A 22,466-nucleotide genomic window follows, 5' to 3' on the forward strand; every position below is an offset into this window, starting at 1 on the left:
AAGAGGAACGGGCGGGGGTTTCGTTGCTGGTGCGATAAAACCTGGGGAAGCAGCGCTAAAGGCTGCATCACGCCGTTATTCTTTGTATCGGCAATACGTGACGGAGGCAATTATTAGCCATTGAAATATTTGCAACATAACGATGCGTTTTGTGCAACGTTTTGCCGCGCGACAGGAACAGGCAAGGCGGCAGGAGAAACGGGCAAGCCCCGCCGGTTCAGCGCAAACAGGCGGGGGCGAAAAAGAGACTAGCGGCGGTAGTCGTGGTGACGATCGCCATGATGATGACGGTGGCCGTCGTGATGATGATGGTGGTAAACGCAGCCGCTTAAGCTGGCGAGCGATAACAGCAGGCTCACAAGGGCGATTTTTTTCATTTTTTTCTCCTGATAAACGCCAGATAAACAACAATCTGGCGCGCTTACCTTCGCCTGCGCGGCCGGGCCGCGGTATCGGGAGAATCTGAAGTCACAGGCGCACCCGCGTTATCAGAGCATTCCGCTCGGGATAGGCGGCGCGGCGAACGGCCCGTCGTCCGCCGGAGAAGTTACTGCTTATCCGCTAACACAAAACGAACTTCTATCCGTCGCTGCCGGGCATCTTCTGGCGGTACCCCTGGAATAGGCTGCGAATCACCATAACCCGCAACGATCACTCTTCGCGCGATGGCTGTTTTCAGATCGCCCACAATAAACTTACGCGCTTCCCTGGCGCGGGCGGCTGAAAGGGTAAAGTTATCGTCATAAACGGTGCAGAAGCTATCAAAGTTAGTGACGGGACGAGCAACCGGGAGATTGTCGGTATAACCTTCGATATACACCTGGCCTGCGCTAAATTCGTTTAAAAACTTCACTACCTGCGTTTCGATGGTGGCCAGCGCTTGCCGCGCCGCCGGGGCGATACAGGCGCTCCCCCGATTAAAGACGCCGTCACGCAGCGTAATTTTTTGCGAGCCGCTGTCGAGGGCTACGAGGCCCTCGTTTTGCATGCCGTCCAGCGAGGTTTTTATCTCCTCCAGCATTTTGCCGACCTTAGCGCGCTGGGCGCCAATGCCCTGTTCCATTTCCTGCTTATGCTTAACGTCCGACCAGGTTTTTTGCAGCACAGACATAACCAGCAGCAGCATGACCACCGCCATGACGCCCGACATCAGGTCTGAGACGGAAACCCATTCATTCGGTTTATCTTTCACGACACCACTCCCCAGGCGGCGGGGTTAAGCGTGTCCGGAGCCGAAAGCTTGCGTTCAAGGCTTTGCAACGTCGCTGACAGAGGTTTGAGCGTTTGCGCCAACTGCGCGTTGCCCGACGCCTGGTGGGTGGCAGCCAGTTCGCGCTGGATGGCGTTCAGCGTTGTTAGCGTATCGGTTAATCGGTTATCCAGCGAAGCGAGCGCGCTGGATGCTTCGCTGCCGCTCAGGGCGTCGTTATGGGCTTTTTCAACACTACGAACGAGTTGACCGATACCAGCGTCAATCTTTTCCAGCGCGGGCTGAAGCGGGCTGCGCTGCTGCATCGTCCTGAGTTCTTCTACCAGCGCAGCGATGGCTTCGGCGCTCTGCACGCCTGCATCCGTAAGCGCTTCATAACGGGTATTCAGGCTGGCGACGCGGCGGCCGTTTTCAGAAACCGCGCGCAGGCCGCTGACAATCTGCTCGCGCAGGTCGTCAACCAGCCGGGTCATGGCGATAACTTTTTCGTTCAGCGTTTCGCTGGTGATAATAAAGTCGCGCTGCGTTTTGCTCTGCAAATCCATCGATTTTTCGATCGATCCGCGCACCTCATTCATGGTCGCGCCCACATTTTGCGAAAGATCGGTCACCGCATGGGAGATACCGTTCGTGGCGTTAGCCATATTGGCGGAAATGGATTCCATATTCTGGCTGAAGCTGTCGCCCATCTGGTCGATGGTGGAACCCAGATCGGTTTTAAGCGTTGCCAGCACGTCGGTCACGCCTGTACGGAAGCCATCGATGGCCGACTGCAAATTCTTCGCCGAGTCGCCCATTCCCTGTGCGGCATTGGCCATCTGTTGCGCGGAGTGTTGAATGGCGGCAAGGTTTTCACCGTTGGCTTCTATAAAGCGCTGCAATGATTCCCGGGTGGCGATAGCTTGCGCCAGCTGTTTATCCTGGCGTTCAGCCTGCGCCTGCATTTGCCCGGCGGCATCCTGGCGAATCCCCTCAAGCGTGTCGCCCATCTGCGTGAGCCGTTCGCCATACGCATGGCTTGCCTGCAGGGCGTCGGCTCCCTGCGCGGTCAGCGTCTTAAGCAGCGGCTCGATGCCAGTCTGAAGCGCGAGCAGGGCGCTTTGCGTAGCGTCACCCTGACGGCTGATGCTGGCGTCAATCGTTTCAAGAGCCAGAATAAAACGCTCTTCTGTGCGCGACTGCTTAAGATGCGCAGCCTGACGCTTCTGCTCGAAGACGGCTTTCATCTTCTGCGCGCACCAGCGCAGGCGCTTCTCGTCATATTTGCCGATTGCCGCCCAGGTTTTCAGAAACAGAAACGCGATAATGCCCCAGGTGGAGGTTTTAAATTTCGTTCCGAGACCTTCCATCATGCCCATCAGGTTGGTCATGGCGCTGTCCATACCGGCCGAGTTAGCGTCGATAAGAATGTCGGAGGCTTTGTTCAGCGCAATGCCCAGGCCAAGAAAGGTGCCGAGAAGACCAATTATCAGTAAAACGCCCGGCATGATGTCGGCCATTTTTTCCCCGGTGGTGGCGACGGCTGCGCTAATCTCATGAACCGATCCATGCTCAACGTCAAGATCGTCCGCCGTGTTATCCGGCGTGCCGGCGTGCCATTTTTTTTCCCATTGCGTAGCGTTGGCGCGGGTGCAAAGCAAGCCTATGGTGACCAACACCATTATCAGCATGAGGCCGCCAAACCCCAGCTGAATAACCTCCATGCGCGGCAGTAAAAAGGCGAAGAACTCCTGGGGCGTCATGCGGCCACCTCAACCAGTTTTTGCGCGCGCGCGCGGCTCGCCTCTTCGAAAATATTGGCGAAATCGATAATCAGGCTTTGCTCGTCGAAGGTGAGCTGTTCCCAGGTTTTGCCATACTGGGCGCAATCGATAATGATCATCCCGGCGGCGTTGCTGTCTTCCAGCAGGTAGTCGCGGCCTTCAGCGATAAAGTCGCCCGGCTCTTTCTCCAGCAGTTGCAGGAAGCCCTCAGCGGCGAAGACGTAATTACGCATCTCGTTGGTGCGTTTGCGTTTGTTTTCCATTTCGCTCTGCTGAGCCGGAAGGCGAGCCTCAAGGGCGCTTAACATCTGCGCCTCTTCCGGCGACAGATCGCCCAAGCGCTCGCCAATTTTCAGGCGACGCAGCAGCACTTCTTCTTTAGAGAGCGCTTCGCTAAGCGATTTCCACTCGTTTTCCATCGCCTGGAGGTTGTAGCCCCAGGCCATGATCATCTCTTCAAAAACAAACGGCAGCAGTTTCTGGCCGAAACGCGCCATCACGACATCATTCAGACGCTGCGTCGCGCTATCGCTGAGTTGAGGGTTGGGCTTAAGCAGTTCGCTGCCCGTTTCAATCAGGAACAGGTCGTCATTGGTAATGACATTGATATCCTGTGCGCGGGTCAGGCGTTGTTCGGTTTCTTTCAGCAGTTTCTGCGCGGCGCGCAGGCGCAGGTAATGGTCAAAATCGTTAATTTGAATGTTTTCCAGCACATCCTGAATACGGGTTGAGAGCTGGGCGTAGTGGGTTATCAGGCTGGCTAAGTCGATGGCAAGGGCCGCCTCACCGCGCATCTGGCTGCGCGCTTCGCGCAGCGCCTCTTCATGCCGGCGGGCCTCTTCCATCTCTTCGGGCGTAAGGAAGATATCTTTCAGCGCCTTCGCTTTTTTAATCGCCCATTCAATGGCTTTACTGATGCGTTTAGCAAGATCGCTCTTATCCCACTCAACCAGCAAACCAAGGGCGCGATCCAGCGCATTCAACGCGCCGCCAATCCAGGGAAACTGCGGCAGCACTTTGGTGGCAAGCTTCGCCGCCGTCTGCACAATCGGACGAATGACGTTGTTGATAATGGGTTTTACTTTATCCCAGACCTTTTTTACGCTGCCGACAAAGGTTTCCGCTTTATCAGCCATCCATGAAACGGTTCTGGCAGCGGTCTCTTTTACGCTATCCCACGCCCGGCTGGCTACGCTAACCGCAGAACTGACGAAACTGCTTAACCTACTCCCCATGCTTGACCAAAAACCCATTTCCACTCTCCTTTATTATTCTTAAACGCCCAGTAGTTTTTTTGCTGTGTTGACATCGTCTGGCAGGTGGCCCGCACGGCTGGCGACAGCCTGACGCGAGGCGAGAACCTGTTCGATCGCTGCCTGTAAATGACGTGTTGCGAGGCGTGGTGAAACGCCGTCGCGCTCGGCTTCCAGCAACGCTTTTGGCAGAGCAAGGCGCATGCAGGTGCGTATTTCACGCCCGGCAAGACCTTCAGAAAGCCCGCTTGCGGCTTCCAGCAAGGTGTCGCGCGTGTCGGCCAGGGGAATATCGGCCACCAGAAATTTACTCCAGAGCTGCTGGCGGGCGGGCTGGTCGGGCAGCGTAAATTCAACGTGATAGCCGATACGGCTACGAAACGCTTCATCATAATTGCCCGCGAAATTGGTAGCGAACACGGCGATGCCTTCAAAACGTTCCAGTTCGATAAGCAGGGTAGAGCGCATAGCATTCACTTCGTTATCGACACCTTGCGTAACGGAAGAGAGACGTTTGCCCAGTAAGGTATCGGCCTCATCGAAAAAAAGCAGCGCGCCGGTTTTGCGGGCGCAGGCAAAGGCTGCCTGAATGTTTTTCGCCGTTTCCCCCATAAATTTGCTCTCAAGCTCTGCAATGCCAAGCGAGAGAAAGGGCAGGCCAAGCTGACCTGCCAGCGCTTCGGCGCAAAGGGTTTTGCCCGTTCCCGGCGGCCCGTAAAAGTTGAGAATGGCGGTCATGCCCATCGGATCCACGCTTGCAAAATTCCATTGTTGATAAATGGTGTGGTGAAAACGCAAGCGGGCGAGGCATTCGTCGAGCGAAGTGCGGGTAGCGGCTGATAAAATGACGTCTTTATTTAACGTAAACCGTGGCGTTTGCACGGCGCTTTCAACAGCGAAGCGTTTCTCTGTATCAGCCCGATATGGAGGCGCAAGGGCGTCTCTTTCAGCAGCCGTATCTCTGGTAGGGCGGGTCATCTCAGGCTTATCCCTGAGCGCTGAATGACGTCACACTCCCTTCCTCAGACGGCGTTTCGCCAGACGAAATACGCCCTCTTGCCGGTCTGTTGACGTAATCAGCGCGGTATAAAATGTTTTTTAGGTTAAGGGTTTATCGGCATGCTAAGGATCGCCTTGAATAAAATAACGTGTTTAATACCCCTTCCCCCTGGAATTGGGGATCTCAGGGTGGATGCTGGAGAAAGCGCGTTAATAGTGGGCTAGCGTCATGAGCGTACTTTGATTCTGAAGCCAGTGAACAATGAACCGTTCGTTTACGCCAAATGGCCCGAGAGGTTGTGTGAGACGCAACTCAAGCCTGCCCTCAGTGACAGAGAGCAACTCTGCGCACTCAAAGCCAAACCGGGTTTTTACCTGCGGGAAAAGCGCCTTAAAAAGACTCTCTTTGGCGGAAAACGCCAGCGTGACGGCGACCGGGTAAGGAAGGGAAGTCTGATGCAGGCGCAGGCGCTCGCCAGCCTGAAGCGCGCCTTCGGCGATATCCGGCGCGCTGCGTTCATCCAGCAGCGTTTCCCGGTCGATGCCGATGCCCTGTGTTGCGCTGTCGCGCTTTACCGCCACCGCTATCGCCACGCCTGCGGTATGGGTAATGCTGCCGCAAAACCCCTGTGGCCAGAGCGGTTCCCGGTGCGCGCCAATGCCAGGCGCAGGGCTGTCGCTTCCGGCGTGGCGCAGCGCCGCCGCCGCCGCTATCCGCCCGGCCAGGTGCTCGGCCTGCCTGCGCGGCGCGAAGCGCGTTATCTGCGCGTGGTGCGCCAGCCAGAACAGGTCGGCGGGGTGCAGCGTCGCCGGGTCGAAATCAACGCGAAACAGCGTGTGGCCGGCGAACGTAAACGGGCGGAGCTGGGTTTGCATAACGGTAAAGTGCGCGAGGGGAGAACGTGGGCGTAGTGTAACAACACACAACAAAAAGGCGGGAGTCGCCCCCCGCCTTTTATTTTTCACGCCAGGCTATCAGAAATGCGTGTTAACGCTAACAAACCAGGTGCGGCCTGACTCGTTGTACGTTTCCGCGCCTGCGCCGTACATATACGATTTCGTTGTGTCGTTACCGGTGGTCTGCGCGTTGCCTGCGCGCCAGTGGCGCTTGTCGAAGAGGTTATCCACGCCCGCCGTCAGGCTGACATTTTTGGTCGCATCCCAGGTGCCACTCAGGCCAACGATGCTGTAAGGGCTCACTTCGTTGGTTTCGCTGCCGGTCGCGCGCGCGCCTTTGTAGTTATAGATCTTCGGCTGCTGTTTGCCGTACCAGGTGAACGTGGACTGCACGGAGATATCCTGGCGAATCTGCCAGCTCAGCGTCGAGTTCAGCGTATATTCCGGGATAATCGACAGTCGGTCGCCGGTGGTTTTGTTCTTGCTTTGCAGCATGTAGGTGAAGTTGTTGGTCCAGTTCACCGTGTCGCTGACCGGCACGTTGAGGCTGCCTTCCAGGCCTTCCACCACCGCCTTCGGCACGTTTTCCCACTGGTAAACGTCCGTTGTCGCTTTCGACGCTTTGCCGACAGGCGAGTAGCCCGCTTCAATCTTGTCGCGATAGTCGTTACGGAACCAGGTTACCCCTGCCAGCCAGCCGTCGCGTTTGTACTCCAGGCCCACTTCTTTATTGATGCTGGTTTCCGCTTTCAGGTCGTCGTTGCCCATCAGGTAACAGGCGCCGGCGCTGGCATAGCAGCCCTGGCCGCGGCTGTAGAGAATGTAGTTCGGGTTGGTCTGATACAGGCTCGGCGCTTTGTAGGCGCGGGCGATGCCCATCTTCAGCGTAATATCGTCCGTCAGCCCCTGGGACAGGTTCAGCGACGGGCTCCAGTTATCGCCGACGATAGTGTGATGGTCAAAGCGCAAGCCCGGCGTCAGCATGGTGCTGTCGGTCAGCTCCATATTGTCTTCGGCGAAGAGCGAGAAGATTTCCGCTTTGGAGTAGGGGCTGCGGTTGGTGGCGTCAACGCCGCCAATGGTGCCGCCTTCGGTCAGCGACTGGGTGTTGGAGGCCAGGTCCTTCATGCGCTGCTGGTTCCACTCGGTGCCGAGCGTCAGGTTCTGGTTAACGAGCAGATCGAGCGGCAGGTTAACTTCGCTGTGCAGCAGCACGTCGCTCAGATCGATATTGGAGAAATTCTCGTTGGAGAAAATCCCTTCGGTGCCGCCCGCCAGACCTTCGTTTTTGCGCGAGTTGCGGGTGTGTTCGTACTGCGCATAAGTATTGGTGGTGATGCCGTTGTCCCAGCCGCCGTTCCAGGTCAGCGAGTAATTCTGGCGATAAAGCCGGTTGGTCTCTTTACCGTAATTCTTTTTCACCAGCGCGTTGGTGTTGGTGTTTTGCGTATCACCCGCATACAGGTTGCCCTGACGGCTGTATCCCGCCTCCAGCTCCAGCGAGTTAAGCGGTGCGAAATCCCAGCGCAGCTGGCCGTTAATATCCTTGTTAATCACACCTTCACGCCCGGCAGGCACGGTGTTGGCGTAGCTGCCGGTACGTTCAGACTCATGCCCTTTGTTGATGTCCCAGGCGTCGGCCTGGGTTTTATCCAGGTTGCCGTACAGGCGGAAGCTAAAATCGCCGCCGAGCGGGCCGGTCAGGTTGAAGTTGGTGCGTTTGGTGGCGCCTTCGTCTTTGTGCTCCGGCGCGTCGAGATAGGTATTCCACGAGCCATGCCATTCGTCGCTGCTGCGTTTGGTGATGATATTCACTACGCCGCCCGCCGCGCCGTTGCCGTAGCGCGCCGCCGCCGGGCCGCGGATCACTTCGATGCGCTCAATCATTTCCGGCGGTACCCAGGCGGTGTCGCCGCGGGTATCGCGCTCGCCGCGCCAGCCCAGACGCACCGAGTTGCGGCTGGTCACCGGTTTGCCGTCAATCAGGATCAGGGTGTTTTCCGGTCCCATGCCGCGAATATCAATCTGGCGGTTGTTTCCGCGCTGGCCGCTGGTGGAGTTGCCGGTCAGGTTAACGCCAGGCATGGTGCGGATGAGTTCAGAAACGTCGCGCGCAGGCGGGTTTTTACGGATTTCATCTGCGGTAATGGTGGAAACGCCAGGCGCCTGCAGGTTTTGCTGGGCGGCGGTAACCACAATGGTGTCATCACCGGCGGCGGGAGCTGCTTCGCTATCAACAGCAGCGGTCTGCGCGGCATTTGCCGACAGCGCAACGCCATAGATTCCCATGTTGATTAACATCGCGAGGGAATAGTGGATCTTCTTATTCATTTTATGTCCTGCTTTTCTGCGCTGCCGACCATATGTTCCGTACCCAAAGGGCGTGGCGCAGCGTGGATAATGCCCGGTGCGGCCTGCAATGCGTCACTCATCCTGGAGCGATGAGGCCAAAACATCAGGCGGTTTTCGTCATTTTCTGAATACCTTATGCGCTTCCCACAGCGCGCCCATACGCTATTGCAAATGCAAATAATTATCAATAATATTATCATGAATTTCTTGGCGGTAAGGGCTTTTGCCATGATTAACAAGGGGTTAATAAAGTGACGGCGCACACAACGGGAAGTGAAGCCTGGTGGCAGGCGAAACAGGCGCAGGGTATCCCTGACATCGTCTGCGGGGCGAATGGCGAGTGTAAAGTGACCTTCTGGTGGCGAGATCCGGCGGGGAACGAGGAACGCTCGCGCATACAGCGCGTCTGGCTCTATATCACCGGCCTGACCGATCACCATAAGCCTTCCCGGCCGCAAAGTCTGACGCGCGTGCCCGGCACCGACGCCTGGCGCTGGCAAATCACCCTCAACGCCCGCTGGCGCGGCAGCTACTGCCTGATCCCCTCTGAGCGGACGGATGACTTCGCCCCCGAGGTCTTTACCGGCGAGGCGCCAGACCGCGCGGCGCTGCGCGCAGGCTGGGGCAAACTCTTGCCAGGCGCTATCGCCGACCCCTTCAACCCGGCCCACTGGCGCGGCGGACGCGGCCACCCGGTTTCGGCGCTGCATCTCCCCGGCGCGCCGCCGCAGCCCGGATGGGATAAGCCGCAGGCGCCTCATCACCCGCCGCGCTGTATTCAATGGCACAGCCATCGCCTTGCTAACAGCCGCCGCATATGGGTTTTCACCACCGGTGAAGCGCAGCCTGAGCTGCGCCCGCTGGCGATTTTGCTCGACGGCCAGTTCTGGGCCGAGAGCCAGCCCATCTTTCCCGCGTTGCAGGCGCTGACTAACGACAAAACACTGCCGCCTGCGGTTTACCTGCTTATTGATGTCATCGACACCGTTCACCGTAGCCACGAGTTGCCCTGCAATGCCGATTTCTGGCTGGCGGTGCAGGAGGAGCTGTTGCCGCAGGTGCAGGCCATCGCGCCCTGGCGCGATGAAGCGGCGACCACAGTGGTGGCGGGGCAGAGCTTTGGCGGCCTCGCCGCGCTTTACGCCGGGCTCAACTGGCCGCAGCGCTTTGGCAACGTGCTGAGCCAGTCCGGCTCCTTCTGGTGGCCGAACCGCGGCGGCGAGCAAGACGGCTGGCTGGTGGAGCAATTGCTCGAAGGCCGGCTCGACGCGCGGCCGCTGCGTATTTTTCTTGAAGCGGGCATTCACGAGCCGCTTATTCATAAGGCCAACCAGCGCCTTTATTCCTTACTACACACCCAGCAGCCGCTTTTCTGGCGTCAGGTTGACGGCGGACACGACGCGCTTTGCTGGCGGGGCGGGTTGACGGAAGGGCTTTGCGCGCTCTGGCGCCCGCTTACCGAACCGCAGGCGCGTACTTAAAGACAGGAGTATGTATGGAATTTGCAAATCCCTTCGATGACCCGCAGGGGCGATTTTACCTGCTCGAAAACAGCGACCGGCAGTTCAGCCTCTGGCCGGAACATTGCCAGCTGCCGCAAGGCTGGCGCGTTGTGTGCGAACCTCAGTCGCAGGAAGAGTGCCAGCGCTGGCTCGCCGCGCGTTGGCAGACCCTTCAGCCAGGCCATTTTGTCCCCGTCGCGAGCGAGTAAACCATGACCGATACAATCCTTTCCCCGGTGACGGAACAGCAACGCGAACTGCCGCTGGCGGCGGCGCAGCCCGGCATCTGGATGGCGGAGCAGCTTTCCGACCAGCGCAACGCCTGGAGCGTGGCGCACTATGTTGAGCTTAATGGCGAACTTGACGCCGCGCTGCTTGCCCGCGCCATCGTCACGGGCATGGCGGAAGCCGACACGCTGCGGATGCGCTTTGAAGAGCGCGACGGCGTGGTCAGCCAGCGCATCGACCCGCACTTTATTTTCCGCTCGCCCGAAATTATCGACCTGCGAAACGACGCCGCGCCGGAGCAAACCGCGCTGGCGCACATGCGCGACGACCTCGACCAGGATCTACGCGTGGAGAGCGGCAAGCCGCTTTATCATCACACCCTGCTGCGCTTAGCCGACAGCCGCTGGTTCTGGTATCAGCGCTATCATCATATGGTGGTGGATGGCTTTAGTTTTACCGCCATTACCCGCCGGATCGCCGATATTTATCGCGCCTGGCGCAAAGGCGAAACGCCGTCGCCTTCGCCCTTCACGCCTTTCGCCGAGGTAGTGGAGGAGTATGCCCGTTACCAGCGCTCCGACGCCTTTACCCGAGACGCCGCTTTCTGGGCGCAGCAGCTGAGCGAGCTGCCGCCGCCCGCCACGCTCTCTTCGCACCCGCTCACCGGGCAGAGTGCCACCACGGCGCTTATCCGCCGCACGGTGCGCTTTGACCCGCGCGCATTCAGCCAGCTGATGCGCCAGGCAGGCGCGCTTTCCCCGGCCGATATGGCGCTGGCGCTGGTTACGCTGTGGTTAGGGAGGCTGAGCGGGCGGCGCGATTACAGCGCAGGCTTTATCTTTATGCGCCGCATCGGCTCCGCGGCGCTGACTGCGACCGGCCCGGTGCTTAACGTGCTGCCTTTCGCGGTGCGCGTTGCGCCGCAGCAAACGCTGCCCGCTTTTGCCGAAAGCCTGGCGAAGCAGTTAAAGCGGCTGCGCCGTCATCAGCGTTACGACGCGGAGCAGGTGCTGCGTGACGCCGGGCGCGTCACTCAGGAGGCGCCGCTCTATGGCCCGGTGCTGAACCTGAAGATGTTCGACTACCGGCTGGATTTCGACGGCATTGAGGGCATTACCCATCAGCTTGCCTCCGGTCCGGTGAAAGATATCGAGATTGCGCTTTATGTGGACGAGCAGGGCGCGGTCGCCATGGAACTGCTGGCCAACGCTGAACGCTATGACGAAACGACGCTGGAAGGGCATCTGGCGCGCCTGCCGCTTTTACTTGCGCAGTTTGCCGCCGATGCGCAGCGTCGCTGTATCGACGCGGACTTGCTGCTGCCTGCGGAGACAGAGCAGCTTCGGCAGGTCAACGACACCGCCATGACGCTGCCGGTTGAGACCTTAAGCAGCCTGCTGGCGCGTCAGGCGAGCGCCACGCCGCAGGCGCCAGCGCTGGCGGATGAATACTATCAATTCAGCTACCGTGAAATGCGCGAGCAAGTGCTGACGCTCGCGGCTGAACTGATAGCGCAGGGCGTACGTCCCGGCGACGTGGTGGCGGTGGCGCTGCCGCGCTCGGTCTTTCTTTCTCTCGCCTTGCAGGCGATTGTCGAAGCGGGCGCCGCCTGGCTGCCGCTTGATACCGGCTACCCGGACGATCGTCTGCGCATGATGCTGGAAGACGCCGCGCCGCGGTTGCTTATCACTACGCCGCAAGAGCAGCCGCGCTTTAGCGCGTTGCCGGGGCTGAAAAGCATCTGCTACACCGAGCCGCTTGACGTCAACGCGCCGCAGGAGCTTCAGCTTTCACGCCCGGAGCACACGGCTTATGTGATTTTTACCTCCGGCTCCACCGGCAGGCCGAAAGGGGTGATGGTAGGCCAGACGGCTATCGTCAACCGCCTGCTGTGGATGCAGAACCACTATCCGCTTGGCGCGGATGACGTGGTGCTGCAAAAAACGCCGTGCAGCTTCGACGTTTCGGTATGGGAGTTCTTCTGGCCGCTGCTGGTGGGCGCACGCCTCGTGATGGCGCCGCCGCAGGCGCATCGCGATCCGCAGGCGTTGCAGGCGCTGTTCGCCCGCTGGCGAGTGACCACCACGCACTTTGTGCCCTCTATGCTCGCCGCGTTTGTCGCCTCGCTGACAACGCCAGAAGCCGTGGCTGCCTGCGCGACGCTGCGCCAGGTTTTCTGCAGCGGAGAGGCGTTGCCTGCCGGGCTTTGTCGCCAGTGGGAGCAACTGACCGCCGCGCCGCTGCATAACCTTTACGGGCCGACGGAAGCGGCGGTGGACGTGAGCTGGTATCCCGCTTTCGGCGACGCGCTGGCGAACGTCACGGGCGCCAGCGTGCCGATCGGCTTCCCGGTCTGGAATACCGGCCTTCGCATTCTGGATGCGGCGATGCGCCCGGTGCCGCCGGGCATTGCCGGCGATCTCTACCTCACCGGCATTCAACTGGCGCAGGGTTACCTTTCGCGACCGGACCTCACCGCCAGCCGCTTTATTGCCGACCCGTTCGCCCCTGGCGCGCGGATGTACCGCACCGGCGACGTGGCACGGTGGCTGGCGAACGGCGCGGTGGAATACCTGGGCCGCAGCGACGACCAGCTGAAAATTCGCGGTCAGCGCATCGAGCTGGGTGAAATCGACAAAATAATGCAGGGACTGCCGGACGTGGCGCAGGCGGTGACCCACGCCTGCGTGCTGAATGAAAACGCGGCGAACGGCGGCGATGCGCGCCAGCTGGTGGGCTATCTGGTTTCCGCTTCCGGCCTGCCGCTGGATGCGGCTGCGCTGCGCGAACGCTTAAGCGAGCTATTGCCTGCGCATATGGTGCCGGTGTTGCTGATTCAGCTGCCTTCGTTGCCGCTCAGCGCTAACGGCAAGCTTGACCGCAAAGCACTGCCGCTGCCGAAGGCGCAGGCCTGCGCGACGGGGCGCAGCCCAGCGCCGGGTCTTGAGACGACGGTGGCGAAAGCGTTTTCTGCACTGCTCGGTATCGACATTGACGACGTGCAGGCCGATTTCTTCGCCCTTGGCGGCCATTCGCTGCTCGCCATGCGGCTGGCCGCCGAGCTTAAACGCACGCTGCGTTTGCCGGTAACGGTAGGCCAGGTGATGACCGCATCGACCGTGGAAAAACTGGCGGCGCTGCTCGCAAGCGGCCAGAGCGAGGCGCAGGCGGAGCAGGCCGGGTTTGAGGCCGTGCTGCCGCTTCGCCAGGGGAGCGGCCCGACGCTTTTCTGTTTCCATCCCGCTTCCGGCTTCGCCTGGCAGTTCAGCGTGCTGCAGCGCTGGCTCGACCCGCGTTGGTCCATCACCGGCATCCAGTCGCCGCGACCGCAAGGCCCGATGCAGCAGGCGGCGTCGGTCGCTGAGGTCTGCGACGCGCACCTCGCCACGCTGCGCGAACTGCAACCCCGCGGTCCTTATTATCTCTTCGGTTATTCCCTTGGCGGCACGCTGGCGCACGGCATCGCGGCGCGCCTGAAGGCGGCGGGTGAAGAGGTGGCCTTCCTTGGGCTGCTCGACACCTGGCCGCCGGAGTCGCAAAACTGGGCGCAGAAGGGGGCGAATGAGCTCGACCCGGCGGTGCTGGCGGAAATTGAGCGCGAGCGTGAAGCGTTTATCGCCGCTCAACAGGGGCAAGGCCCCGCGCGTCTGTTTGAGGCTATCGAAGGCAACTACGCCGACGCGGTGCGCCTGCTGGCGACAGCGGAAAGCGTGCGTTTTGACGGTAAAGCGACGCTGTTTGTGGCGCAGCGCACCGTCACGCCGGGCATGGATCCGCGCCAGATCTGGGCGCCATGGACGCGCGAAACGGCAATTCACCCGGTAGACTGCGCGCACGTGGATATCATCAGCCCGCAGGCGTTTGAGGCGATAGGGCCGGTGTTGAAGGGCATTCTGGGGTAAGACGACGCCGTTCAGCGGGGCGCTGTTTTTTCTCTCGCGCTTGTGGGGAGAGGGGCACAGGCGCTGGGCCTTACTCCCTCGGGATATCAGCATGGACAGTGAAAGGTTACGTTCGCCGGAGCGGAGGTTGAATATGTACCCTTCCTTCACGCGAACGTGTTAAGGGGGCTCGCCGCCGCCCCCTTAACCATCCCGGCTCCCGGCTCGCAAAATCGACCCCTTCGGGGCAAACCTTCCGGTCTGTCATCTGGCTTCGGGTCGGTCCTGACGGCAGTTACTCGGCCCATCCATGGGCCTCGCCCCTTCGGGGCCAACGCTTTGCGTTGTTCAAAAACGCTCCCGGCGTTTTTGTCCGACCGGCGTGCCCCGGCCATCTGCCCGCCCGGAAGGCGATTTTGAGGCCGGATAAACGTCATCGCTGACAGGTTGATTAAAACAGTTGAGGTGGTGTCGCTATAGGGCAGACTGCGTGTTGTTGGTCAGGAGGGCGGGTAAGCGCCGCGCCACTCGCGGGTTTTCTCCCTCGCCTCTTTGGGGAAAGGGTTGGGGTGAGGGGGAAAAGCGCGAATCCCCCTACGGCCCCGTCACGCCAGCCGTGGATAGCCTTGCGCGATATCGTCGCCGGTAAACTGCGCTATCCAGCCTTCGGGGTTATCGAAAATGCGGATGGCGGTAAAGTGCGGCTCGGAGCCCATATCGAACCAGTGCGGCGTGCCGGCGGGCACCGAGATCAGATCGTTTTTCTCGCACAACACCTGGTAGACGTGGCCGTCGAGATGCAGACAAAACAGCCCCGCGCCTTCCACGAAAAAGCGTACTTCGTCTTCGCCGTGGGTGTGCTCGTTTAAAAATTTCTCGCGCATCACCGCTTTTTGCGGGTTGTCGGCGCGCATGCTGATCACATCCCAGCTCTGATACCCTTTCTCCGCCACCAGACGGTCGATGGCGTGCTGATACGCCTTAATCACCGTTTCCGCATCCGGGTTGGCGCCCAGGTCACGGTCTGCCTGCCAGCGTTCGAAACGCACGCCCTGCGCGTTAAGTTTTTCGCGAATGGCCTCGGCGTCGCGGCTGTGGAACAGCGGCTCACCGGCCTCCTTATCGGTAAAAATTGTCAGTGCGCTCATAGAGAAGTTTGCTCCGGGTGAATGTCATCAAAACGGGAAACCTGGCGATGGCGGCTTTCATGGTCAGCCTCGCCGCGAATCAGCTGTATCGTCTGCCAGCCCGCTTCGCGCGCGGCGTCCAGCTCCTGGCGGATATCGGATAGGAACAGCAACTGATCCGGCGGCAAACCAATCTGCTCCGCTATGTTGCGGTAGGACTGCGTTTCCCGCTTCGCGCCAACGTGCGTGTCAAAATAACCGCTGAAAAGCCCAGTAATATCACCTTCGTCGCTGTAGCCAAATAACAGTTTCTGCGCGGCGACGGAACCAGAGGAATAAACATAGAGATCAATCCCTTGCGATTTCCATTGCCGCAATGCGGGCAGCACGTCCGGGTAAAGGTGGCCGGTAAAATCGCCGTTGACGTAGCCGTCGCGCCAGATGTGTCCCTGCAGCGCTTTCAGGGCGGTGGATTTGCGATCTTCCTCCATAAAGCCGAGCAGCACGGCAATCAGCGCGTCCGGGGTCGCCTGCGGCTGTGAAATTTCCGCCCGTAAATCATCCAGGATTGCGCGCACGGGGTCGCTATCAACGCCCGCCTGAACAAAGCTTGCCAGCCGCTCGCGAGCGTACGGGAACAGCACGTTATGCACGAAACGAATGTCGCTGGTTGTGCCTTCTATATCGGTAACAATGGCGCGGATCATCTTCTCTCCAGCAGCCTGCGCTGCATTTCGCATTCAAATAAAAATTCCAGCCCTTCCAGATGGCGCTTCGCTTCTTCCACGCTGCGTCCCCAGCAGGTTAGCCCGTGGCCGCGCAGCAAAAAGCCGTAGCGCAGCGGGTTTTCGCGGCTGTAAGCCTCAATGCGCCCGGCCAGCGCGTCGATATCCTGGTCATTATCAAAAAGGGCGATGGGCAGAGTATCAAGATGGGTCGTCTGCCCGCTGAGCGATTTCTGCATTTCATAGCCGCTCAGGCGCAGTTCGCCGCTTTTTTCCACGCGTGAAAGCACCGTCGCGTTAACGGTATGCACGTGCAGCACGGCGGCGGCGTCAGGAAAAAGGCGGTAAATAAGGGTGTGCAGACCGGTTTCGGCGGAGGGCTTGCGCCCGGACGGCGCCTTGTTAGTGGCTATCTCCACTTGCAGGAAATCCGCCGTCGTCAGGCTGCCTTTATCTTTGCCAGACTCGCTGAGCCAGCACCAGCGGGCGTCTTCGCGCACCGACATATTGCCGCCGGTGGCCGGAGCCCAGCCTTTGGCGCCTATCCAGTGGCACGCTTCAACAAGCGCGGCCAGTTGCAGGTGTTGTGTCATAGCTTTCCTTGTGGCGTGGTGGCGGCAGGAATAATGTTATGGTTTAGACGTCTAAGCGTCTTGATTGCCAAAGCTTAACATCGTGTTATAGTGGCGGCAACACAGGGTAAACAGAAACAGGCGCAAAAGGTTAACCAATAATGAGCATTAAACCTTTGATTCCCGAGAGCAAACTGCCTTCTCTCGGCACCACGATTTTCACCCGGATGAGCGCACTTGCGCAGCAGCATAACGCGATTAACCTTTCCCAGGGGTTCCCCGATTTTGACGGCCCGCGTTACCTGCAGGAGCGGCTCGCTTACCATGTGGCGCAGGGCGCTAACCAGTATGCGCCGATGACCGGCGTGCAACCGCTTCGCGAAGCGATTGCCGACAAGACCGCAGCGCTTTACGGCCATTATCCCGACCCGACAAGCGATATCACCGTAACGGCAGGCGCGACAGAAGCGCTTTATGCCGCCATTACCGCGCTGGTGCGCCCGGGCGATGAGGTTATCTGCTTCGACCCAAGCTACGACAGCTACGCCCCGGCGGTGCAGCTTGCAGGCGGCGTGCTGAAGCGCCAGGCGTTGCAACCGCCGCATTTTCGCGTCGACTGGGCGCATTTCGCTTCGCTGCTGAGCGAGCGTACGCGGTTGGTTATCCTGAACACGCCGCACAACCCTTCCGCTACCGTCTGGCAAAAAGAGGATTTCGCCGCGCTGTGGCAGGCCATCGCGGAGCGTGAAATTTATGTATTAAGTGATGAAGTGTATGAGCACATCTGCTTTGCGAAAGAAGGGCACGCCAGCGTGCTGGCGCATCCGCAGCTACGCGAGCGCGCCATCGCCGTCTCCTCGTTCGGCAAAACTTTTCATATGACCGGCTGGAAAGTGGGCTATTGCGTGGCGCCTGCGGCGATCAGCGCTGAGCTGCGCAAGGTACATCAGTATTTAACGTTCGCGGTGAATACGCCCGCCCAACTGGCGATTGCCGATATGCTGCGCAGCCAGCCGGCGCATTATCGCGAATTGCCGGCGTTCTATCAGGCCCGTCGCGACCGCTTTGTCCAGGCGCTGGCGAACAGCCGTTTTGAGATTTTGCCCTGCGAGGGAACCTATTTCCTGCTGGCGGACTACAGCGCTATCTCTGACATGGACGATGTCAGCTTTTGCCAGTGGCTGACAACAGAGGTAGGGGTAGCGGCTATTCCGCTTTCGGTCTTCTGCGCCGATCCGTTCCCGCATAAGCTTATTCGCCTCTGCTTCGCCAAGCAGGAAGCGACGTTGCTCGCTGCGGCGGAAAAACTCGCCGCCATTTAACGCGCTCCCCGGCGCAGGCCGGGGTTACGCGTTTCGCGTTGCGAAATAGCCTTCGATATCGGCGATAAGCTGCGTAACGGCGGGGTTAGCCAGCGCGGCGCGGTTCCAGGCCATGTAATATTCCACTTTCGGCAGCGTAAAGGCGGTCTCCAGGCGCTTAATCGGGAACAGCGATTTGTAACGTTCGTAAGTGGAGCGCGGCAGGATCCCCACCAGTTCGCTTTTGCTTATCATTGCGAGAATCGACATGGCGGAATTGCTGCGAAAGGCTATCCTGCGCTCCGGCAGCGCCTCGTCGGTTTTCACATGGAAATCTTTTTGCCCCTGGCCTGTGCCCTGAAACAGGGTGAATTTCTCCTGCGCCAGCATCACGGCATCGGTTTTTTCCTTCAGGCGCGGATGTTCCATGCCGCACACCAGCACCGTCTCTTCGCTATAACAGGATTTGCAAATAATGGAATGGCTGAGAATAGGCGTCAGTCCAATAATCACATCCGCTTTGCGATAAATAAGCAGGTCTTCCGCTGTCTCATTTTTAAGCGCTGAATCGTAATGAATCAGCTCGTAATCGCTTTGCTGAAAAAACTTTTCCGCAAGCGTCGGGAAAAAATCGATAGCGAGCGACTGGGCGCAATAAATAACGAAACTTTTGCGCAGCGGCGCGCCCTGCATGATGTTGATCGTCTGCTCCAGCTGATTAAGGTTATCCTCAAGATAAATATGCAAATTTGTGCCTACGGTGGTAGGGCTAATGCCTTTGCCGGAGCGGATAAACAGCGGATCGTTGAGCTGATTGCGCAGGCGTTGTAACGACTGGCTGACCGCCGAAGGGGTAAGAAACAGCGCTTCAGCCGCTTTGCTGACGCTGCGATGCAGGTAAATACATTCGAAGATGACCAGCAGATTGAGGTCAAACTTTTTTAAATCCTGAAGATTAGCCATTGCCAGCCTCAGCAATTACAAAAAGCGTTTCGCGCTTCGTTAATTTATTTTAAGAGCATAGCTGAGTTTATAAAAAGTGCGCTGGCAATGCGCCCCGCTTTGTTTTTTATCAATAATACATAGATTTATTTTCCCATCATGGCGGCAAACTTCTCTGCATCCGGCAGGCCTACCACCTGTTGCAGCACATTCTCTTCATTCATGTAATAGATAGCAGGAGTGGCGTTAGCGCCAAGTTCATCCATTAATTTCTGATTCATGTTGACCGCCTTCGCCTGCTCCTCGGGTACGCGCGTCGGCAGCGCCGGAGCCGTTTTACCGCCGGATTGCTCGAACGCCCGCCAGGCTTGCGCTGGATCTTTGGCGCGCAGAATGGCGGCGGCGTAAGCGGGGCTTTCCGGTTTTATCACGCCGACTAAAAGCGTGCGCAGCTCCACTTTGCCAGACTCAACCCAGGGGCGCGCCTGCTGCCAGAACTGGCGGCAATATGGGCAGAAAGGGTCGGCGAAAACGTAGATTTTGCGCGGCGCGTCGGCTTTACCGTCGCTTATCCATTTCGCTTTTTCCAGCCGCTGCCACATTTCGCGCCCGGCGGGCACGTAGAGCTCTTGCTCAATGCGTTTTTCGCTCAGGTTGACGCCTTTATCATCGTAGAGGTACCCGGAAATAGCGTGCTTGCCGTCCGGCGTCACGTAAATGGTCACGCCCATCTCCTGGTATTTACCCAGATACCCCGTCATGCCGTTAGGGCCTGGAAAGGTTTTGATAATGGTAACACCTTGTTTTTCTATAGCTTTCACCGGGGCGGGCAGCTCCAGCGCGCTGGCGCAGAAGGGCAGGGTCGAAAGCAGTAGCAGGCGTTTCATAATAAAATCCTTAACGTTAAAGCGGGCGCAGGATATTGATAAGCGATTCCTGTCACAGTCATAGGCAGGAGTTTTCATCGTCCCGATTGCCCTTTGAAAAAGGGAGTGTTTTAATCGCTGGCGCTGCCGGTGCCTTTTGGTAGGCTCGCGTTGCGCTGAATTTCGTTGCGGGGTTTACCGCTCAGAAGGCTGCCCTGCGGGCGGCTTTTTTGTTTTTCGCGTTACGCTTGCGTAAAAGGCAGCACATGGCGGGCGTTGGCCTGGTTTAGTTCACAAATCGGTTAGCGGTGGGTTGTTAGCTATCACTTATTGATTTGATAATGCAAACGCATTGGCACCAATCAATAAACTTCGATAACTTACACACATCGAAAACACGGAGGAAGTATAGATGTCCTTGATTAATACCAAAATCAAACCTTTCAAAAACATGGCGTTCAAAAACGGTGAATTCATCGAAGTTACCGAGAAAGACACTGAAGGCCGCTGGAGCGTATTCTTCTTCTATCCGGCTGACTTTACCTTCGTTTGCCCGACTGAACTGGGCGACGTTGCAGACCACTACGAAGAACTGCAGAAGCTGGGCGTAGACGTTTACTCCGTTTCTACCGACACCCACTTCACCCACAAAGCATGGCACAGCAGCTCCGAAACCATCGCTAAAATCAAATACGCGATGATCGGCGACCCGACTGGCGCCCTGACCCGTAACTTCGAAAACATGCGTGAAGACGAAGGTCTGGCTGACCGTGGCACCTTCATCGTTGACCCGCAGGGTATCATTCAGGCCATTGAAGTTACCGCTGAAGGCATCGGCCGCGACGCGTCTGACCTGCTGCGTAAAATCAAAGCAGCGCAGTACGTTGCCGCTCACCCAGGCGAAGTTTGCCCGGCTAAATGGAAAGAAGGCGAAGCGACTCTGGCTCCTTCCCTCGACCTGGTCGGCAAAATCTAATTTTTCTTCGGCTTTCGCGTCATAGCTGTGTTGGCTTCACGTTCGCGCCCCGGTCACTTACTTTAGTAAGCTCCCGGGGACTTGAGCGCTCGCCGCCTTGCTCTGAAGCGAAAATCCTTTGAAAAATAGATGCTTTATATCGGGTGCAGTTTTGCACCCGATTTTTATCCCGCACACCATGATTCAAGTTGCATTCAGGCAGCCGCAAAAGGCAGCTTGCATGATGATGTTTTAAGCCCAGGAGATTAACAATGCTCGACACAAACATGAAAACCCAGCTCAAAGCCTATCTTGAGCGACTGACAAAGCCTGTTGAGTTGATTGCCACGCTGGATGACAGCGCAAAATCGGCAGAGATCAAGGAACTGTTGGCTGAAATCGCGGAACTGTCAGATAAAGTCTCTTTCAAAGAAGACAACACGCTGGCCGTGCGCAAACCTTCATTCCTGATTACTAACCCAGGTTCAACCCAGGGCCCGCGTTTCGCCGGTTCCCCGTTGGGTCACGAATTTACCTCTCTGGTTCTCGCGCTGCTGTGGACCGGCGGACACCCGTCGAAAGAAGCGAAAGAGATGCTGGAGCAGATAGCTGCGCTGGATGGCGACTTTGAGTTCGAAACCTACTACTCGCTCTCTTGCCACAACTGCCCGGACGTGGTGCAGGCGCTGAACCTGATGTCGGTGCTGAACCCGCGCATCAAGCACACGGCGATTGACGGCGGCGCGTTCCAGAATGAAATCACCGATCGCAACGTGATGGGCGTTCCGGCGGTGTTCCTGAACGGCGTTGAGTTCGGTTCCGGGCGCATGACGCTTGCGGAAATCGTTTCTAAAGTCGATACCGGCGCGGAAAAACGCGCGGCAGAAGCGCTGAACAAACGCGACGCGTTTGACGTGCTGATTGTCGGCTCCGGCCCGGCGGGCGCGGCGGCGGCGGTTTACTCTGCTCGTAAAGGCATCCGTACTGGTTTGATGGGCGAGCGTTTCGGCGGCCAGGTGCTGGACACGGTGGATATCGAAAACTATATCTCCGTGCCGAAAACTGAAGGCCAGAAGCTGGCTGGCGCGCTGAAAGCGCACGTCAACGACTATGAAGTCGACGTTATCGACACCCAGAGCGCCACGAAGCTGATTCCGGCGGCGACTGAAGGCGGCCTGCACCAGATTGAAACCGCTTCTGGCGCCGTGCTGAAAGCGCGCAGCATCATCATTGCGACCGGCGCGAAATGGCGCAACATGGGCGTGCCGGGCGAAGAGCAGTATCGCACCCGCGGCGTAACGTACTGCCCGCACTGCGACGGCCCGCTGTTTAAAGGTAAGCGCGTAGCGGTTATCGGCGGCGGCAACTCCGGCGTGGAAGCGGCGATTGATCTCGCGGGCATCGTTGAACACGTTACCCTGCTGGAATTCGCGCCGGAAATGAAAGCCGACCAGGTGCTGCAGGATAAAGTGCGCAGCCTGAAAAACGTCGACATCATTCTGAACGCCATGACCACCGAAGTGAAAGGCGACGGCACCAAACTGACGGGTCTTGAGTACCAGGATCGCGTGAGCGGCTCTATCCATAACCTGGAGCTGGCGGGCATCTTCGTACAGATTGGTCTGCTGCCGAACACCACCTGGCTGGAAGGCGCCGTTGAGCGCAACCGCATGGGCGAAATCATTATCGACGCCAAATGCGAAACCAGCGTGAAAGGCGTGTTCGCGGCGGGCGACTGCACCACCGTACCGTACAAGCAGATAATCATCGCCACCGGCGAAGGGGCGAAAGCCTCGCTCAGCGCCTTTGATTATTTGATCCGCACTAAGACGGCATAATCAAAAAAGTAAGACAGCCTGCGCTGATAAAGCCGCCCTCCGGGGCGGCTTTTTT

The 22,466-nt window shown here is 58.5% G+C and carries 18 protein-coding genes; 6 read left to right on the forward strand and 12 right to left on the reverse strand.

Annotated elements, in window-relative coordinates; genetic code table 11:
* Positions 1-248 precede the first annotated feature (248 nt).
* The 7 genes from IEX01_RS21680 to IEX01_RS01840 form a co-directional block, all read right to left on the reverse strand.
* Complete coding sequence (locus IEX01_RS21680; protein ID WP_268237237.1) at positions 249-377, reverse strand: hypothetical protein; 129 nt, start codon at positions 375-377, stop codon at positions 249-251.
* A 170-nt stretch (positions 378-547) separates the two neighbouring features.
* Positions 548-1,192, reverse strand: coding sequence for an OmpA/MotB family protein (locus IEX01_RS01815; protein ID WP_024555486.1), 645 nt, complete (start codon positions 1,190-1,192; stop codon positions 548-550).
* Positions 1,189-2,952, reverse strand: coding sequence for a methyl-accepting chemotaxis protein (locus tag IEX01_RS01820; RefSeq protein ID WP_188723176.1), 1,764 nt, complete (start codon positions 2,950-2,952; stop codon positions 1,189-1,191). Before IEX01_RS01820 ends, IEX01_RS01815 begins: the two co-directional genes overlap by 4 nt.
* Complete coding sequence (locus IEX01_RS01825) at positions 2,949-4,226, reverse strand: hypothetical protein (RefSeq protein WP_125454189.1); 1,278 nt, start codon at positions 4,224-4,226, stop codon at positions 2,949-2,951. The genes IEX01_RS01820 and IEX01_RS01825 overlap by 4 nt, the downstream gene beginning before the upstream one ends.
* A gap of 21 nt (positions 4,227-4,247) precedes the next feature.
* Positions 4,248-5,108 carry an ATP-binding protein gene (locus IEX01_RS01830; protein WP_229701801.1) on the reverse strand — a complete coding sequence of 287 codons (861 nt, stop codon included), beginning with the start codon at positions 5,106-5,108 and terminating at the stop codon, positions 4,248-4,250.
* A gap of 327 nt (positions 5,109-5,435) precedes the next feature.
* Positions 5,436-6,101, reverse strand: coding sequence for an enterobactin synthase subunit EntD (gene entD, locus IEX01_RS01835; RefSeq protein WP_188723178.1), 666 nt, complete (start codon positions 6,099-6,101; stop codon positions 5,436-5,438).
* Between the two features lie 99 nt (positions 6,102-6,200).
* Entirely contained in the window at positions 6,201-8,453 is a 2,253-nt protein-coding gene (locus IEX01_RS01840; protein ID WP_188723179.1) for a TonB-dependent siderophore receptor, read from the reverse strand.
* A gap of 272 nt (positions 8,454-8,725) precedes the next feature.
* Here IEX01_RS01840 and fes point away from each other — a divergent pair, with 272 nt between their 5' ends.
* The 3 genes from fes to IEX01_RS01855 are packed head-to-tail and all read left to right on the forward strand — an operon-like array spanning position 8,726 to position 14,106.
* Positions 8,726-9,955: an enterochelin esterase gene (gene fes, locus IEX01_RS01845; RefSeq protein ID WP_188723180.1), complete on the forward strand. Its 1,230-nt coding sequence runs from the start codon at positions 8,726-8,728 to the stop codon at positions 9,953-9,955.
* A gap of 14 nt (positions 9,956-9,969) precedes the next feature.
* The gene (locus IEX01_RS01850; protein ID WP_024555480.1) at positions 9,970-10,185 is read left to right on the forward strand and encodes an MbtH family protein; all 216 of its coding nucleotides are present in this window, start codon (positions 9,970-9,972) and stop codon (positions 10,183-10,185) included.
* A gap of 3 nt (positions 10,186-10,188) precedes the next feature.
* The gene (locus tag IEX01_RS01855) at positions 10,189-14,106 is read left to right on the forward strand and encodes an enterobactin synthase subunit F (RefSeq protein ID WP_188723181.1); all 3,918 of its coding nucleotides are present in this window, start codon (positions 10,189-10,191) and stop codon (positions 14,104-14,106) included.
* 584 nt (positions 14,107-14,690) lie between these two features.
* Here IEX01_RS01855 and IEX01_RS01860 read toward each other — a convergent pair.
* The 3 genes from IEX01_RS01860 to IEX01_RS01870 are packed head-to-tail and all read right to left on the reverse strand — an operon-like array spanning position 14,691 to position 16,530.
* Entirely contained in the window at positions 14,691-15,233 is a 543-nt protein-coding gene (locus IEX01_RS01860; protein ID WP_024555478.1) for a 1,2-dihydroxy-3-keto-5-methylthiopentene dioxygenase, read from the reverse strand.
* Positions 15,230-15,919, reverse strand: coding sequence for an acireductone synthase (mtnC, locus tag IEX01_RS01865; RefSeq protein WP_188723182.1), 690 nt, complete (start codon positions 15,917-15,919; stop codon positions 15,230-15,232). The genes IEX01_RS01860 and mtnC overlap by 4 nt, the downstream gene beginning before the upstream one ends.
* A complete protein-coding gene (locus tag IEX01_RS01870; protein ID WP_024560898.1) occupies positions 15,916-16,530 on the reverse strand; it encodes a methylthioribulose 1-phosphate dehydratase in 615 nt (204 codons plus the stop codon). Before IEX01_RS01870 ends, mtnC begins: the two co-directional genes overlap by 4 nt.
* Positions 16,531-16,670: 140 nt before the next feature.
* Between IEX01_RS01870 and IEX01_RS01875 the strand changes: the two genes are divergently transcribed.
* A complete protein-coding gene (locus tag IEX01_RS01875; RefSeq protein ID WP_024555475.1) occupies positions 16,671-17,831 on the forward strand; it encodes a pyridoxal phosphate-dependent aminotransferase in 1,161 nt (386 codons plus the stop codon).
* Between the two features lie 24 nt (positions 17,832-17,855).
* Here IEX01_RS01875 and citR read toward each other — a convergent pair whose 3' ends face one another.
* Positions 17,856-18,773: a DNA-binding transcriptional repressor CitR gene (gene citR / locus IEX01_RS01880; protein ID WP_188723183.1), complete on the reverse strand. Its 918-nt coding sequence runs from the start codon at positions 18,771-18,773 to the stop codon at positions 17,856-17,858.
* Positions 18,774-18,898: 125 nt separating this feature from the next.
* On the reverse strand, positions 18,899-19,642 hold the full coding sequence (gene dsbG / locus IEX01_RS01885) for a thiol:disulfide interchange protein DsbG (protein WP_188723720.1): 744 nt from the start codon (positions 19,640-19,642) through the stop codon (positions 18,899-18,901).
* A 388-nt stretch (positions 19,643-20,030) separates the two neighbouring features.
* Between dsbG and ahpC the strand changes: the two genes are divergently transcribed.
* Positions 20,031-20,594, forward strand: coding sequence for an alkyl hydroperoxide reductase subunit C (ahpC, locus tag IEX01_RS01890; RefSeq protein WP_024555472.1), 564 nt, complete (start codon positions 20,031-20,033; stop codon positions 20,592-20,594).
* 251 nt (positions 20,595-20,845) lie between these two features.
* Positions 20,846-22,411, forward strand: a complete 1,566-nt coding sequence (ahpF, locus tag IEX01_RS01895) for an alkyl hydroperoxide reductase subunit F (RefSeq protein WP_024555471.1) — start codon at positions 20,846-20,848, stop codon at positions 22,409-22,411.
* Positions 22,412-22,466: the final 55 nt, after the last annotated feature.

The sequence above is a fragment of the Franconibacter daqui genome (assembly GCF_014644275.1).
GTDB classification, from domain to species: Bacteria; Pseudomonadota; Gammaproteobacteria; order Enterobacterales; family Enterobacteriaceae; genus Franconibacter; species Franconibacter pulveris.